We start from the raw sequence: 14923 nt of genomic DNA, 5'->3' as shown, positions 1-14923 counted from the left end.
CCCGAAGTCCTCGGTGTAGCCGACGAGGTCGGCCACCGCTCGGTCCTGCTTGACGCGGTCGCCGGTGGCCGCCCCCATCGTGTAGTCCACCACCATGCCGATGTGCTTGCGCCACAGCGGCAGGAACGCCTGCTCCGCCTCCGTGCCGTAGACCGAGCCGATCGCCTTGGCCACGTCCACCGAGTTGGCGTCGAGCGCGGCGGCGGCCGCCTCGAACTCGGGCTGGCGTCCGCCGAGCGCCGCGTTGGTGGCGGCGGCCGCGAGGTAGACGTGCTCGCTCAGCAGCGCGTTGAGGCCGACCCGCAGCCCCGCGGCCGGCGTGGAGGAGGTTGGCGGGTTCAGACGGGCCGCCCACACCGGGCTCACGCCCATCGCGGTCACCGCGGCCAGGGCCAGCCCACCGATCAGTCGAAGCACCGTGCGTGTCATGGTCGTTCTCCTTTCGCTGACTACTTGACTCGGATCTCACCGCGCATGGACTGATGCCGGTTGCAGAAGTACGGATAGACGCCGGGCTCGCGCAGCTCGACGCTGGCGGTCGCGCCCTTGCCGGCCAGCGCCGCGTCGAAGCGATCCTCGCGCCGCTCCGGAGTGCCCGACGTGACGGTGTGCGCGATGTCGTCCTGGTTCGTCCATGTGACCCTGGTGCCGGCCGGGACCTCGATCTGGCCGGGGGTGAACTGGAAGAGCCGCACCGTCACGCCCGACTGCGACGGCCCGGGCGCGGCCGCCCCGAGCGCGGCGACACCTGCCACCAGAGCCAGCGCCGTCCTGCCGATCCTCTTGCCGAATCCCTTGCCGCCCATCGCGTCCTCCTGTTCACCGGGTGTCCGGCGTCCGTCCTTCACCCCCTTCTACGGAAGACGGGTCGGGATCGGATTGCCCGGGCGGGCGAGCGGAGAAAACGAAAGCGGCGCGGGGGATTACCCCGCGCCGCCTGGAGGGTGGCGCCGGCTGGGAGCCGGAGGCTACGTGGAGCGGTAGTTGGTGAACTGGAGCGCGATGCCGAGGTCCTTGGCCTTCAGCATGGCGATGACCGCCTGCAGGTCGTCGCGGTTCTTGCCGGTGACGCGCACCTGCTTCTCCTGGATCGAGGCCTGGACCTTCAGCTTGGAGTCCTTGACCAGTCGCACGATCTCCTTGGCCTTCTCCATCGGCACGCCGTCCTGCAGCGTGACCTTCTGGCGGATGAGCCCGCCGCCCGCCGGCTCCGGGTCGTTGATGGTGAGGGCCTTGAGGTCGATGCCCCGGCGGTGGAGCTTGGACTGCAGGATGTCGAGCACCGCCTTGAGCTTCATGTCGTCGCTCGACGACAGCACGATGTCCATCTTCTCGGGCGTGATCTCGTTCTTGGCTCCCTTCAGGTCGTAGCGTGTCGTGATCTCACGTCGGGCCTGATCGATGGCGTTGGTGACCTCCTGCATGTCGATCTTGCACGCGATGTCGAAGCTGTTCTCGGCGGCCATCGGCGTCGGCGCCTCGCTAGCGCGGGTCGAGCGGCACCACCGCCGCGTCCTTCGGCGGCGTGAATGCGAACAGGGTGTCGCTCAGTCCCGGATTGATGACGACCTTGTTGAAGGTCATGGTCACGGTGTTCTGGAACTGGTCGTAGAGCACCGCCTCGCGGACCACGTAGTCCTTCGGATCCACCGCGATCACCAGGCGGGTGAGCAGCGGGGTGGGCTGCTTCGGGGTGAGGTCGAGCACCGGCCGGCCGGCGCCGTCGCGCGGGTTCGCCGGGTTCAGGAAGCGCACCGTGAACTCCTGGCGGATCTTGCCGAGGCCGGAGAGGAAGCTGCCCGCGGGCCCGGCCAGCGCCTTGGGCGCGTTGCCCTTGTTGACCTGGTTCAGCTCGGGCGTGTAGACCCACAGCGAGGTCCCGTCGGAGACGATCTGCTGCGGCGCCGGGCTCTTGTAGTCCCAGCGCATCTTGCCGCCCTTCTTGAGCAGCACGGTCCCCTCGGCCTTGATGTCCTGACCCAGGCTCTTGTTGCGGGCGGTCTGGACGAACTCGGCGCGGAGGTCGGTGATCTTGCCGTACGTGGACTCGACGCCGGTGACGACCTCGTCGAGGGACTGGGCGTGGGCGGAGCTCGGCAGGCAAAAGGCACCGAGCAGACATGCGAGGAGGAAGCACCAACCCGCTCTTTGGTTCTTATTGCTCGCCTCGCCTTCGGCTTCAGCTCGCACTGCGGCCTCGCTTGGCCAGGTACTCGGGACCGACGAGGATCTCGCGCGGCTTGGCTCCCTGCCCCGGCCCGATGATGCGGTCCTGCTCCATCATATCGATGAAGCGCGCGGCCTTGGGGTAGCCGAGGCCGAGACGCCGCTGCAGGAACGAGATGGACGCGGCCCGCTGCGCCACCACGAGGTTCACCGCGTCCCAGTACACGTCGTCGCGGTCCTCGCCACCGCCGCCACCCCCGCCCGCTTCCTCGGCGGGCAGCTCCACCGTCTCGTAGACCGCGGAGCCCTGGGTGCGGAGGAACTCGCACATGGCCTTGACCTCCTTGTCGGAGACCCAGGAGCCGTGCACGCGCATCTGCCGGCTCGCCCCGGGCGGCACGAAGATCATGTCGCCGCGGCCCAGCAGCTGCTCGGCCCCGTTGCTGTCGAGCACCGTCCGCGAGTCGACCTTCGACGCCACCTGGAAGGCGATGCGGGTCGGGAAGTTCGCCTTGATGAGCCCGGTGACCACGTCCACGGATGGCCGCTGGGTGGCGACGATCAGATGGATGCCGACCGCTCTCGCGATCTGGGCCAGGCGGATCAGCGAGTTCTGCACCTCGCCCGCCGAGACCATCATGAGGTCGGCGAGCTCGTCGACCACCACCACCCAGTAGGGCAGCCGCTCCTCGGGCGGCACTTCCTTGTTGTAGCCCTCGATGTTGCGGACCGCTTTCGCCTGCAGCTGCTTGTAGCGCGCGTCCATCTTGCCCACGATCCACTTCAGCCGCGCCGAGGCCTCCTTGGCGTCGGTGACCACCGGCGCGAGCAGGTGCGGAATCTTCTCGTACACGCCCAGCTCGAGCCGCTTCGGGTCGATCAACAGGAAGCGCACATCCGCCGGCGTGGCCTTGTAGAGCAGCGAGCAGATCATGGTGTTGAGGCCGACCGACTTACCGCTGCCCGTGGAGCCCGCGATGAGCAGGTGCGGCATCGCGGCCAGGTCCGCGATCACCGGATTGCCGGTGGTGTCCTTGCCGAGGGCCAGCGGCAGCCGGCCCTTGGTGGCCACGAACTCCTGGCTCACCAGGATCTCGCGCAGGTAGACGGTGGCGGTCTCCGGGTTCGGCACCTCCACCGCCACCGTGCCGCGCCCGGGAATGGGCCCCACGATGCGCACCGCCGCGACCTTCATGGCCAGGGCCAGGTCGTCGGCCAGGTTCACCACCTGGCTCACCTTCACGCCGGAGGCGGGCTCGAACTCGTAGGAGGTGATGACCGGGCCGGGGCTCGCCTGCACGATGTGGCCGTCCACGCCGAAGTCGTGCAGCTTCTTCTTCAGCGTCTGCGCGTTGGTCTCCAGCTCCTCGCGCGTGCGCGACAGGGACGAAGCCGGCGGCGCGGCCAGCAGGCCGACCGCGGGCAGCTTGAACGCCTGCTCGCCGCCCTTGCCGAAGTCGAACGTCTCCTGCCACGCGAGCCCCTTCTCGGCGAGCCCCGACTTGGCCTTGGGCGGCTCCTTCACCACGAGCTTGGGCGCCTCGGGCTCGGCCGACGGCCAGGCCGCGGCGGCCACCGCGGGCACCGGCACATCCGCGACCGCAGCGGCGGCGCTGCGCTCCTTCCTCGTCTCGGGCCGGCGCCCGCGTCCGAAGCGGGCGCGGAGCATGCGCGAGAGCACGCTGTACGGGATGCGGGTGACGAACAGCACGCCGAGCGGGATCAGCGCGAGCAGGATGATCCAGGTGCCGACCGTGCCGATCGAGAGGCGCAGCCCCTCCGACACCGCCCAGCCCACGAGGCCGCCCTTGTGGAGACGATACTGGCCGAGCGTGTCCGAGGCGCGAGCCAGCATGCCGGTGGCGCTCACGAGCAGGATCGCGAGACCGACCGCGGCCTGCCAGCCGTGGGCCACCCGGGGCCGCACGAAGGCCGACACGCCGTACAGCGCCAGCAGCACCGGGAACAGATAGCCGCCGTAGCCGAAGGCGTGGAACGAGGCCCAGCCGAGCCAGCCGCCGACCGGCCCCACCGGGCTCGACTGATCGAGCCGATGGAGCATGGGATCGTACGCGTACAGGGCCACGAACCCGAACCCGGCCAGGGCGAGGGCCAGGATGCCCTTGGCCTCCCGGACCCAGCGGCCGGGCTCGCCCTTGGGTCTGCGCGGGGCCGCAGGCCGGCGCTTCGCGGCGCCGTCGCTCGAGGCGTCGCGCGCCGGCTGGCCGTTCCGATTCGGGCTGCGGTCCGGCACCATCTTCTCGATCGTCGCCTTCTCGGCCATCACACCTCCAGGATCACGGGCAGCACCACCGGCTTGCGCTGGAACCGCTGGTTGATGAAGCGGCGCGCGGCGCTGCGCACCATCGCGCCCACCAGCTCGCGATCGAAGGCCGGCGGCGCGACGCTCGCGTTGGATTTGGGCTCCTGCCGCGTGGCCAGGGCCTCCCGCACCGCGCCCTTCACCTCGTCCATCAGGGCGTCCGCCTCCTTCATGTAGACGAACCCGCGCGAGGCGATCTCGGGTCCCGCCACGATCGAGCCGGTGACGCGATCGACGGTGAGCGCGATCACCAGCATGCCCGCCTCGGCCAGCAGCTGCCGGTCGCGGAGCACCACGCTGCCGACATCGCCGACGCCCTTGCCGTCCACCAGCACCGGGCCCGCGGGGTACGGGCCCAGCACCCGCGCCCCCGACGCGGTGACCTCGAGGCCCCAGCCGTCCTCGATCAGGAAGATGCGATCCTTCGGGATGCCGACGCCCTCGGCCAGCCGCGCGTGCTGCAGCAGATGCCGGTACTCGCCGTGCACCGGCACGAAGTACCGCGGCCGGGTGAGTGCCAACATCTCCTTGAGGTCCTCCTGGCTCGCGTGGCCGGAGACGTGGACGAACGCCACGTCCTCCCACAGCACCTCGGCGCCGCGGCGCAGCAGCGCGTTGATCACGCGCCCGAGCACGCGCTCGTTGCCCGGGATCACCCGGGAGGAGAAGATCACCAGGTCGCCGGTGCCGGCCTGCACGTACTTGTGCTCGCCCGCCGCCATCAGCGAGACCGCCGAGTTGGGCTCGCCCTGGCTGCCGGTCGAGAGGATGACCTGTCGCTGCGCGGGCAGCTCGGCCAGATCCTCCAGCGGCCGGATCAATCCCTCCGGCACCCGCAGGTAGCCCAGCTCGGTGGCCACCGCGACGTTGGCCACCATGCTGCGCCCGAGGAGCGCGACGTGCCGCCCGCAGCGCGCGGCCAGGTCGAGCACCTGCTGGATCCGGTGGATGTGCGAGGCGAACGTGGCGACGATGATGCGCCCCGACGCCTCCGCGAAGCGGCCGGCCAGGGCCCGCCCCACCTCGGTCTCCGAGCCGGTGTGGCCCGGCCGCCCCACGTTCGTCGAGTCCGAGCAGAGCGCGAGCACGCCCCGCTCGCCGAGCGCGGCGAAGCGCGAGTAGTCGGGCTGCTGGTGGTCCACCGGCCGGCGGTCGAGCTTGAAGTCGCCGGTGTGCACCACGGTGCCGACCGGCGTCTCGATGGCCAGGCCGATGCCGTCGGCGATCGAGTGGGTCACCCGGATCGGCTCGACCGTGAAGCCGCCGACGACGATGCGATCGCCCGGGGCGTAGGACCGGAGGTCGGCCTGCTCCAGCAGTTCGTTCTCGGCCAGCCGGTGCCGCGCGATGGCCAGCGTCAGCGGCGTGCCGTAGACCGGGACCGGGAACTCGCGCAACAGGTACGAGAGCGCGCCGATGTGGTCCTCGTGGCCGTGGGTCAGGATCACCGCCCGGAAGGCCGCGCGGTGCTCCCGGAGGTAGGTGAAGTCGGGGATCGCGAAGTCCACGCCGGGCATCTCGTCGTCGGGGAAGAGCAGGCCGCAGTCCACCGCGAGGATGTCAGGGCCGCTTTCCACCAGCATCATGTTGAGCCCGATCTCGCCGAGACCGCCCAGCGGGATGAGCCGCACGGCGGGCTCGCCGGGCGTATCGATGGGAACGGGCTCTGGTCTGTAAGTGGTGTTCACGACGGCCTTTTGATCGTACCACCGGGGCGGCGGCGGGCCCAAGGAACGGGACGGCTCCCGCCCGGCTGCATCATCGAGCTTTACGACCGATCCGGACCGTTACCCCTGCGCCGACCCGTCCGGTACGGCGGCCAGCCGGGCGAACTCGGCCAGCGACAAGCTCTCCGCCCGGCGGCCCGGATCGATGCCCGCCTCCCGAGCCAGCCGGCGGGCCCGATCGGCGGAGATCGCGAGCCCGGCGGCCAGCGCGTTCGCCAGGCTCTTCCGGCGCTGGCTGAACGCAGCCCGAACCACCGCGCCGAAGCGGGAGGGATCGGCGATCGGGACCGGCGGCTCGCGATGCGGCTCGAGGTGGATGACCGCCGACTCCACCTGGGGTGGCGGGCTGAAGGCCCCCGGCGGCACCGAAAACGCCAGCCGCACCGATGCGGCGGCCTGGGTCAGGACCGACAGCGCGCCGTAGGTCTTGCTGCCGGGCGCCGCCGCCACCCGCTCGGCGACCTCCTTCTGGAGCATCAGCGCCATCGCGTCGACCTGCGGGCCGGCATCCACCAGAGCGGCGAGGATCGGCTTGCCCACGCTGTACGGGAGGTTGCCGACCACGACCACGCGTCCCTCCGGATGGGGCACGAGGGCCCGGAGGCGGCCGGCATCGAACCGGCGGGCGTCGGCGTGGCGAATCTCCACGTGGGGCGCGCCCGCGAAGCGGGCCTGCAGCGAGCCGACCAGCTCCGGGTCGATCTCCAGCGCGATCAGCCGCCCGGCGCGCGAAGCCAGCGCCTCGGTCAGCGCGCCCCGCCCGGGGCCGATCTCGACCACCAGGTCGCGCGCGGTCGGCCGCACCAGATCGAGGAGGCGGTCGACGACGGAGCGGTCGCGGAGGAAGTGCTGCCCGAGCGCACGGGTGCGCCCGCGCGTCGCGGGCCGCCGTGCCGGCGGGGACGCCGCCGCGCGCGCGTTTCGCCGCGGGCTCACCCCGCCCGCGCCTGGCGCGCGTGGAGGTCCTGCAGGAGGGCGCGGTAGACCTCGCGCACGCGGACCGCGGTCTGCTCGCGCGTGCCGGAGTTGTCGATGACGTAGTCGCCGTAGCGGGCCTTGACCGCGAGCGGCATCTGGCTGGCGATGCGCGCCCGGGCCGCCTCCTCGGTGCAGCGGTCACGCTCCACGAGCCGCCGCAGCTGGGTGGCGGGGTCGGTGGTGACGATGACCACGCGATCCATGTTCTTGGTGCCGCCCGACTCGACCAGCAGCGCCGCGTCCCAGATCAGGAGCCCGTCGAAACCGGCGCGCTCCAGATCGGCCATGATCTGCTCGAAGCGCCGCCGGATCGCCGGATGGGTGATCGCCTCGAGCCGCTTGCGCCGGGCCGCGTCCGGGAAGACGATCTCGCCCAGCCGCGCGCGGTCGAGGCGGCCGTCGGGCTTCAGCACCTCCCGGCCGAACTCGGCCACGATCTGCGCGTGGGCCGGCGTGCCCGGCTCCACGACCTCGCGGGCGAGCGCGTCCGCATCCACCACGCGGACGCTCGGCCCGGCGAGGAGCGCGGTGACCGTGCTCTTGCCGGTGGCGATGCCGCCGGTGAGGCCGACGAGCAGGAAGCGCCTCATACCGCCGCCCAGTCGTCGCCGACCTTGACGTCGACCTTGAGCGGCACGTCGAGCGGCAGCGCGGACTCCATCACCTCGACCGTCAGCGTGCGCAGCCGCTCCACCTCCGCGGCGGGCGCCTCGAAGAGCAGCTCGTCGTGAACCTGCAGCAGCATCCGGCTCTGCAGGCCTTCGGCGCGCAGCCGCTCCGCCATCCGCACCATCGCGATCTTGACCAGGTCGGCCGCGGTCCCCTGGATGGGCGCGTTGGTGGCCATGCGCTCGCCGAAGCCGCGGAGGTTGGGGTTGCCGCTGCGCAGCTCCGGCAGGTAGCGCCGGCGGCCGAGCAGCGTGGTGACGAAGCCGCGCTCGCGGGCCTCCGCGACCGTGCGCGTGAGGTACGCCTTGACCTTGGGATGCCGCGCGAAGAAGCGATCGAGGAACTCCTGGGCCTGCCTGGTCGAGATGTCGAGGCCGCGCGAGAGCCCGAACGCGGTGACCCCGTAGATCACCGAGAAGTTCGTGGTCTTGGCGATGTCGCGCTGCTCGTCGGTCACCGCGTCGAGCGCCACGCCGAACACCTCGGAGGCGGTGCGCGCGTGGATGTCCTCGCCGCGGCGGAACGCCTCGACCAGGCTCTCCTCGCCCGAGACATGGGCCAGGATGCGCAGCTCGATCTGCGAGTAGTCGGCGGCCAGGAACCGCCAGCCCGCCTCGGGCACGAAGGCGGCGCGGATGCGCCGGCCCAGCTCGGTGCGCACCGGGATGTTCTGGGCGTTTGGGTTCGACGACGACAGCCGTCCCGTCGCGGCCACCAGCTGGTTGAACGAGGTGTGGATGCGATCGGTCACCGGGTTCACCAGGGTGGGCAGGGCGTCGGCGTAGGTGGACTTGAGCTTGGCGAGCGTGCGGTGCTCGACGATGCGGGCGGGCAGCTCGTGGCCGATGGCCAGCTGCTCCAGCACGTCGGCGTCGGTCGAGTAGCCGGTCTTGGTGCGCTTCACCGGCGGCAGCTTGAGCTTCTCGAACAGGATGTAGGCGAGCTGCTTCGGCGAGCCGATGTTGAACTCCTCGCCGGCCAGCTGATAGATCTCCCGAGTCGTCCGGTCGAGGTGGATCTCCAGCTCGCGCGAGAACTCGCCGAGCCGCGCCCGGTCCACCCGGATGCCGTGGCGCTCCATGTCGGCCAGCACCGCGATCAGCGGCCGCTCGATGTCCTCGTAGAGGCGCAGCAGCCCGACCTCCTCCAGCGCGCGCGGGGCCATGGCCCAGAGGTCGCCGATCCAGCGCGCTCGCGTACCCGCGCGCGCCACCCCCGGGCCCTGGCCCAGCAGCTCGGCGCAGACCTCCTCGAGCTTGTAGTTGGTGCGCGCGGGATTGAGCAGGTATGCCACGACCGCGGTGTCCTCGAGCGGTGGCAGCGCGGCACCGCGAGCCAGCCACCACTCGGCCAGCGCCTTCACATCGTGACCGATCAGCGTGCGCCCGGCCAGCCCCTCCACGACCCACCGGCAGCCGTCGTCCGCCACGCTGCCGCAGATCACCACCGCGGCGCCCGCGGCCGCGTGATACAGGCCGATCTCCCGCACCGTGGGATCCGGCGGCGCCGCATCCCCCACCCACTCCACCGCGATCGGCTCGCCCGCCGGCACCTCCGCCAGGAAGCGCGCGAGGCCCTCCGCGTCCCCGATCGTGGGCGTCTCGTCACCGCCCGCTTCGGGCGCGGGCTGGGCCGGCAGCTGGCGCAGCAGGGTGTAGAACTCCATCTCGGTCCAGAGGGTGCGCAGCCGGTCCCAGTCCGGCTCGCGCCGGCGCACCATCTCGAGGTCGAGGGTGATCGGCACCCGCGTGCTCACCGTGGCCAGCTCGCGGGAGAGCAGCGCCTGCTTGCGGTTGGCCGCGAGCGTCTCGCGGAGCTTGCCGGGCACCAGCGACAGGTTCTCGTACAGGCGCTCCACCGAGCCGAACTGACCGATCAGCTTGGCCGCCGTCTTCTCCCCCACCCCGGGCACGCCCGGAATGTTGTCGATGGAGTCGCCCATCAGGGCCAGGATGTCCGGGATCTGCGCGGGCTCCACGCCCCACTTGGCCTTCACCGCCGCCTCGTCGTAGACGACGCGATCGCCGCCGCGTCCGGTGGTCGAGAACACCCGCACCCGCGGGCTCACCAGCTGGAGCATGTCCTTGTCCGAGGTCACCAGCACGACGTCGAGCGGCCGGTCACGCACCTGCTCGACCACCGTGCCCAGCACGTCGTCGGCCTCGAAGCCGGGCACCTCGAGCACCGGCACGTGGAGGGCCTCGAAGAGCGTCTTGACCCGTGGGATCTGGACGCGGAGATCGTTGGGAGTCGGCGCGCGCGTCTCCTTGTAGGCCGCGAACTGCTCCTCGCGGAACGTCTTGCCGGGCGGATCCCAGGCCACCGCGAAGAAGTCGGGGCTGTCCTCGCGCAGGAGCTTCCAGAGCATGGTGGACATGCCGAAGACGGCATGGCTCGGCTCTCCGCGGGAGGTGGAGAGGAAGGGCAGCGCGTGGTAGGCGCGGAACAGGAAGCCGGGTCCGTCGAGGATGAAGAGGCGTTCGGTCATGCCGGCACGACGGGATCATACACCGGGCGGCGCAACGTTTTCCCTCGACAGAAATCCGCGGCGGCGTCTACGGTTGAAGACAGCAGGCTCGCGCGGTCGACCGATACCAGAACGAGGAGACCCCGGTGACTGGAGATCGATTCCTGGTGGAAGGCGGCCATCCGCTCCGCGGGACGGTGACGCCGGCCGGCAACAAGAACGAGGCCCTGCCCGTGCTCGCGGCCTGCCTGCTCGTGAAGGGGGAGGTGGTCGTCGACAACGTGCCGCGCATCCGGGACGTGGCCGCGCTGCTGGAAGGGCTGCGCCACCTGGGGGTGGAGGTCGCGCTCGACGACCGGGGCACCGCGCGGCTGGACGCGACCCATCTGAAGGGCCACGATCCCGACCCGACGGTGATGTCGCGCCTGCGCGGCTCGGTGCTGCTGGCGCCGGGACTCCTCGCCCGCACCGGCCGCGCGGTGCTGCCGCCGCCGGGCGGTGATCGGATCGGCCGGCGGCGGCTCGACACCCATCTCCTCGCGCTGACCGGCCTCGGCGCGCGGGTCGAGCCGGGCCCGGCGCTCCACCTGACCCTCGACGGCCGCTTCCAGGGCGCCGAGATCTTCCTCGACGAGGCGAGCGTGACCGCCACCGAGAACGCGGTGATGGCCGCCGCGCTGGGCGACGGCACCACCCGCATCCTGAACGCGGCCAGCGAGCCGCACGTCCAGGGATTGTGCCACTTCCTCAACGGCCTGGGCGCGCGCATCGGCGGCATCGGCACGAACCAGCTCACGATCGACGGCGTGCGCGACCTCGGGCCCGGCCGCCATCGCCTCGGCCCGGATCACATCGAGATCGGGTCCTTCGTGGCCCTGGCCGCCATGACCGGCGGACACCTGAAGATCCGCGACGTGGTGCCCGACGATCTGCGAATGATCCGACTCGCCTACCAGCGCCTGGGCGTCGAGACGACGCTCGAGGGCACCACCCTGGTGGTGCCCGGCCCGCAGCAGCTGCGCATCGCCGTCGAGGCCGACGGGGCCATCCCCAAGGTGGACGACGCGCCGTGGCCCGGGTTCCCGGCCGATCTCACCTCCCTCGCGCTGGTGCTGGCCACCCAGAGCCACGGCACCGTGCTGATCCACGAGAAGCTCTTCGAGAGCCGCCTGTTCTTCGTGGACAGCCTGATCGCGATGGGGGCGCGGATCGTGCTCTGCGATCCACATCGGGCGGTGGTGGTAGGACCCAGCGAGCTGCGGGCCGCGCCGATCGTGTCGCCCGACATCCGGGCCGGGATGGCCCTGATCGGAGCCGCGCTCTGCGCGCGCGGAACCTCGGTGATCATGAACGCACACCAGGTGGACCGCGGCTACGAGCGGATCGACGAGCGCCTCCTCGCGCTGGGCGCGCGCATCACCCGCGACGCGGGGGCCTGATTCAGATCGGGATGACGACGCGGTCGAACAGCGCGCGCACCCAGGTGGTGCGGCGCCGGTAGTCCTCGAGAAAGTCCTTCCGCGACGGGTAGTCCAGCGTCTTGGCCAGCCGGGCCGGGTTCGGACCCGCCACCTCGAGGGTGTCCGACGGCCGCGTGCCGAAGAGGCGCAGTCCGAGGGAGACGCGCCGCAGGAACCGGTACTGAGCGGCCAGCGTGTCGGCGTCGGCGGCCGGCAGCAGCCCGGCCGCCCCCATCGCCCGTATCGCGGGCAGCGTGCTGGCGCGACGGATCGCCGGATGCCGGGCCCCGTGCCGCAGCTGCAGCGCCTGGGTGGTGAACTCCACGTCCACCAGCCCGCCGCGCCCGAATTTGACATGCAAGCGCCCGGGCGTCTCCTTGCCCAGCTCCCGCTCCATGCGGTCGCGGAGCATGCGCATCTCCCTCAGGTCCGGCGGCGGCGCGTCGGGGCCGTAGAGCAGTCCGCGGATCCGACGGCGCACCGACCGGCCGAGCGCGGGGTCGCCGCCCACCAGCCGGGCGCGGGTCAGCGTCTGGCGCTCCCAGGGATCCGCCCATTCGCGGTAGTAGCGCTCGAGCGCCTCGTCGCTGGAGGCGAAGCCGCTGCCCTTGGAGCCCGGGCGCAAGCGCAGGTCCACCGGAAAGACGATGCCCGCCGCGGTGATGTCGCCGAGCCAGCCGGTGAGCGACTCGACGGTGCGGTCGTAGAAGACGTGGGCCTCCACCGCCTCGGCGCCGTCGGTGACGCCGGCTCCGCCGTAGATCACGAACAGGTCCAGGTCGGAGCCGGTGGTCAGCTCGCGGCCGCCGAACTTGCCGAGTCCGATGATGGCGGCGGGGACCAGCCGGCCCGCCGGATCGCGCGGGACGCCGAAATGCTCGACGGTCTCCTCGAGCGCGAGCGTCCAGGCCACCGCGAGCGCGGCCTCGGCCAGCGCGGTCATCTCCCGCGAGAAGCGCTCGGCGTCGGTCACCCCGAGTAGCATGCGCCACGTGATCGCCAGCTCCTCGGCCTGCTTGAGCCGCCGCAGCCGGTCCTTGCGCTCCGCCGGATCGAGCCGGGGCGCCAGCACCGCGGCCAGATCGGCGCGGAACTCGCGCTTGCTCCGATGCGCCGCGAAGGTCTCCGGGCTCGCGAGCCCGTTGAGCAGCTCCGGCTGGGCCATCAAGAGCTCGGTGAGCAGCTCGCCGCGCGCGCAGAGCCGCACCAGGTTGGTGAGCAGGTCCGGCCGGTCGGCCAGCAGCTCCAGATAGGCGGTCCGCGGGCCGGCGGCCGCGACGAACCGCTCGAGCTGGGCGAGGGCCTCGTCGGGATCGGGGCTCTGCCAGAGCGCGTCGAGCAGCACCGGAAAGAGGCGGGCGATCGCGCGGCCCGCCGCGGCCGGATACGGAATGAGGGGACGACCTTCCAGGACGAGCCGGAGGTTCTGGCGCGCGCGGTCGGGATCCGTGAAGCCGGTGGCCTTGAGCGCGGTGTAGGTCGGGATGCGCACCGGCGGGGCCGCCGCGGCGGGCGCCGCCGCGAAGAAGTCACGGAACGCGCGGTGCACCAGCGTGGTGATGCGGCGGTGACGCGCCAGGAACTCGCGGGCCGCCGCGGCGGGTGGCCGCGCGATGCCCATGCGCCGGGCGAGCAGGCCGAGCGCGCGCCGCTCCTCGGGCAGCGTGTGGATCTGGAACTCGTTGACGAGCTGCAGCCGGTGCTCGACGGTGCGCAGGTACACCAGCGCGTCGCCCAGCTCGCGCCCGAGCGCGGGCGGCAGATAGCCGCGCTCGGTCAAGCGGAAGATCGCGCGCAGGCTGTTGCGCTCGCGCAGCCACGGATCGTCGCCGCCGTAGAGCAGCTGCAGTGCCTGCACCAGGAACTCCACTTCGCGGATGCCGCCGCGGCCGAGCTTGACGTTGCGGTGCTCGGCGTCCTTGCCGCGCAGCGAGCGGTCGATCTGCGTCTTCATCCCGCGCACCTCGCCCACGATCGCGGGATCGAGTCCCGGACGGTACACGAACGCGCGGACCGCCTCGAAGAAGCGGGCGGCCACCGCGGGATCGCCCGCGGCCGCGCGCGCCTTGATGAGGGCCTGGCGCTCCCAGAGCGCGGCGCGATCGGCGAAGTACGCGCGGTAGCCGGCGATGGACAGGATCAGGGCGCCCGAGCGGCCCTCCGGCCGCAGGCGCAGGTCGACGCGGAAGACGTGGCCCTCCTCGGTCACCGACTCGAGGGCCTCCACGATGCCGCGCACGCCCTGGGCGAAGAACTCGCCGTTGGCGACGCGTCCCGCCTCGCCCCCCGCGGTCTCACCGTCCTCGCCGTAGACGAAGATCGGATCGATGTCCGAGGAGTAGTTGAGCTCCTCGCCACCCAGCTTGCCCATCCCGATCACCGCGAGGCCGGTGGGCTCGCCGTCGGGGCCGATGGGCGGACCGTAGAGCGTCTCGAGCCGCGCGCGCGTCCAGTCCCAGGCCGCGGCGAGGCACACGTCGGCCAGGTGCGACAGCTCCTCGGTGGTGACGGTGAGATCGGCGTCGCCCAGGATATCGCGGCTGCCGATCCGCAGCAGCTGGCGATACTTGAAGCGCCGCAGCGCGTTCATCCTGGACTCGGGCCGATCGACGACCCGCAGGCTCGCGGCCAGATCCGCCGCGAGCTCGTCGACCAGCCACTGTCGCATCGTCCGCGGCTCGAGCAGCCAGGGCAGCAGGGTCGGATATCGCCGCAGCGTGTCGGCGAGGAACTGGCTGGTACCTCCCAGCCGGGCGAGCAGATGGATGGCGCCGGGATGGCTGGTGATGAGCCGGAGGAACGCGACGTGCTCCCCCTGCGCGGCCAGGCGCTCGAGGTTGTTCAGCGCCATGTCCGGATCGGGGGCGTCGGCGAGCGCGGCGAGCAGCCCCGGCAGCGCGGGGGCGAGCAGCGCGGCCTCCCGCGGCGTCGGCGTGAGCGCGTGCAGGTTGCGCAGCGCGGCCGCCGGCTCCGCGAACCCGGCCCGCTTCAGGTACTGGATCGCGCGCCGATCGTCCGGCGCCGCCGCGAGCAGGTCGACGGCTCGCGGTTGTCCGCCATCCGCACCCGGCCGACCGCCGACCGGGAGAGTGCGGGGGCCATGCAGGTCGACGGCCCGCGGTTGTCCGCCATC

General features: G+C 71.9%; 11 protein-coding genes. 1 reads left to right on the top strand and 10 read right to left on the bottom strand.

Features of this window, described 5'->3' with window-relative positions; all coding sequences use genetic code 11:
* The 9 genes from VKN16_04635 to polA form a co-directional block, all read right to left on the bottom strand.
* A partial coding sequence (locus VKN16_04635; GenBank protein ID HME93484.1) for a copper amine oxidase occupies window positions 1-429 on the bottom strand: 429 nt, incomplete at its 3' end.
* Window positions 430-449: 20 nt separating this feature from the next.
* Entirely contained in the window at window positions 450-806 is a 357-nt protein-coding gene (locus VKN16_04630; GenBank protein ID HME93483.1) for a plastocyanin/azurin family copper-binding protein, read from the bottom strand.
* Between the two features lie 162 nt (window positions 807-968).
* On the bottom strand, window positions 969-1466 hold the full coding sequence (locus tag VKN16_04625) for a YajQ family cyclic di-GMP-binding protein (GenBank protein ID HME93482.1): 498 nt from the start codon (window positions 1464-1466) through the stop codon (window positions 969-971).
* 16 nt (window positions 1467-1482) lie between these two features.
* The gene (locus tag VKN16_04620; GenBank protein HME93481.1) at window positions 1483-2190 is read right to left on the bottom strand and encodes an outer membrane lipoprotein carrier protein LolA; all 708 of its coding nucleotides are present in this window, start codon (window positions 2188-2190) and stop codon (window positions 1483-1485) included.
* Window positions 2180-4450, bottom strand: a complete 2271-nt coding sequence (locus VKN16_04615) for a DNA translocase FtsK (protein ID HME93480.1) — start codon at window positions 4448-4450, stop codon at window positions 2180-2182. The genes VKN16_04620 and VKN16_04615 overlap by 11 nt, the downstream gene beginning before the upstream one ends.
* Window positions 4450-6120, bottom strand: coding sequence for a ribonuclease J (locus VKN16_04610; GenBank protein HME93479.1), 1671 nt, complete (start codon window positions 6118-6120; stop codon window positions 4450-4452). Before VKN16_04610 ends, VKN16_04615 begins: the two co-directional genes overlap by 1 nt.
* A gap of 156 nt (window positions 6121-6276) precedes the next feature.
* Complete coding sequence (rsmA, locus tag VKN16_04605) at window positions 6277-7152, bottom strand: 16S rRNA (adenine(1518)-N(6)/adenine(1519)-N(6))-dimethyltransferase RsmA (GenBank protein HME93478.1); 876 nt, start codon at window positions 7150-7152, stop codon at window positions 6277-6279.
* Entirely contained in the window at window positions 7149-7784 is a 636-nt protein-coding gene (gene coaE / locus VKN16_04600) for a dephospho-CoA kinase (GenBank protein HME93477.1), read from the bottom strand. Before coaE ends, rsmA begins: the two co-directional genes overlap by 4 nt.
* Window positions 7781-10351 carry a DNA polymerase I gene (polA, locus tag VKN16_04595; protein ID HME93476.1) on the bottom strand — a complete coding sequence of 857 codons (2571 nt, stop codon included), beginning with the start codon at window positions 10349-10351 and terminating at the stop codon, window positions 7781-7783. Before polA ends, coaE begins: the two co-directional genes overlap by 4 nt.
* A gap of 125 nt (window positions 10352-10476) precedes the next feature.
* Here polA and murA point away from each other — a divergent pair, with 125 nt between their 5' ends.
* On the top strand, window positions 10477-11769 hold the full coding sequence (murA, locus tag VKN16_04590; GenBank protein ID HME93475.1) for a UDP-N-acetylglucosamine 1-carboxyvinyltransferase: 1293 nt from the start codon (window positions 10477-10479) through the stop codon (window positions 11767-11769).
* 1 nt (window position 11770) lies between these two features.
* Here the strand turns inward: murA and glnE are convergent.
* Window positions 11771-14923: bifunctional [glutamate--ammonia ligase]-adenylyl-L-tyrosine phosphorylase/[glutamate--ammonia-ligase] adenylyltransferase (gene glnE / locus VKN16_04585; protein HME93474.1), on the bottom strand; the 3153-nt coding region annotated here is incomplete at its 5' end.

The organism is Candidatus Methylomirabilota bacterium (assembly GCA_035315345.1).
Taxonomy (GTDB): Bacteria; Methylomirabilota; Methylomirabilia; order Rokubacteriales; family CSP1-6; genus CAMLFJ01.
This window is presented reverse-complemented; position numbering and strand designations above follow the sequence as displayed.

What these genes read in the sequence shown, in the direction of transcription:
- coaE (HME93477.1), bottom strand. Translation starts at nt 7,784, where the DNA reads ATGAGGCGCTTCCTGCTCGTCGGCCTCACCGGCGGCATCGCCACCGGC.
- polA (HME93476.1), bottom strand. Translation starts at nt 10,351, where the DNA reads ATGACCGAACGCCTCTTCATCCTCGACGGACCCGGCTTCCTGTTCCGC.
- VKN16_04615 (HME93480.1), bottom strand. Translation starts at nt 4,450, where the DNA reads ATGGCCGAGAAGGCGACGATCGAGAAGATGGTGCCGGACCGCAGCCCG.
- VKN16_04625 (HME93482.1), bottom strand. Translation starts at nt 1,466, where the DNA reads ATGGCCGCCGAGAACAGCTTCGACATCGCGTGCAAGATCGACATGCAG.
- VKN16_04630 (HME93483.1), bottom strand. Translation starts at nt 806, where the DNA reads ATGGGCGGCAAGGGATTCGGCAAGAGGATCGGCAGGACGGCGCTGGCT.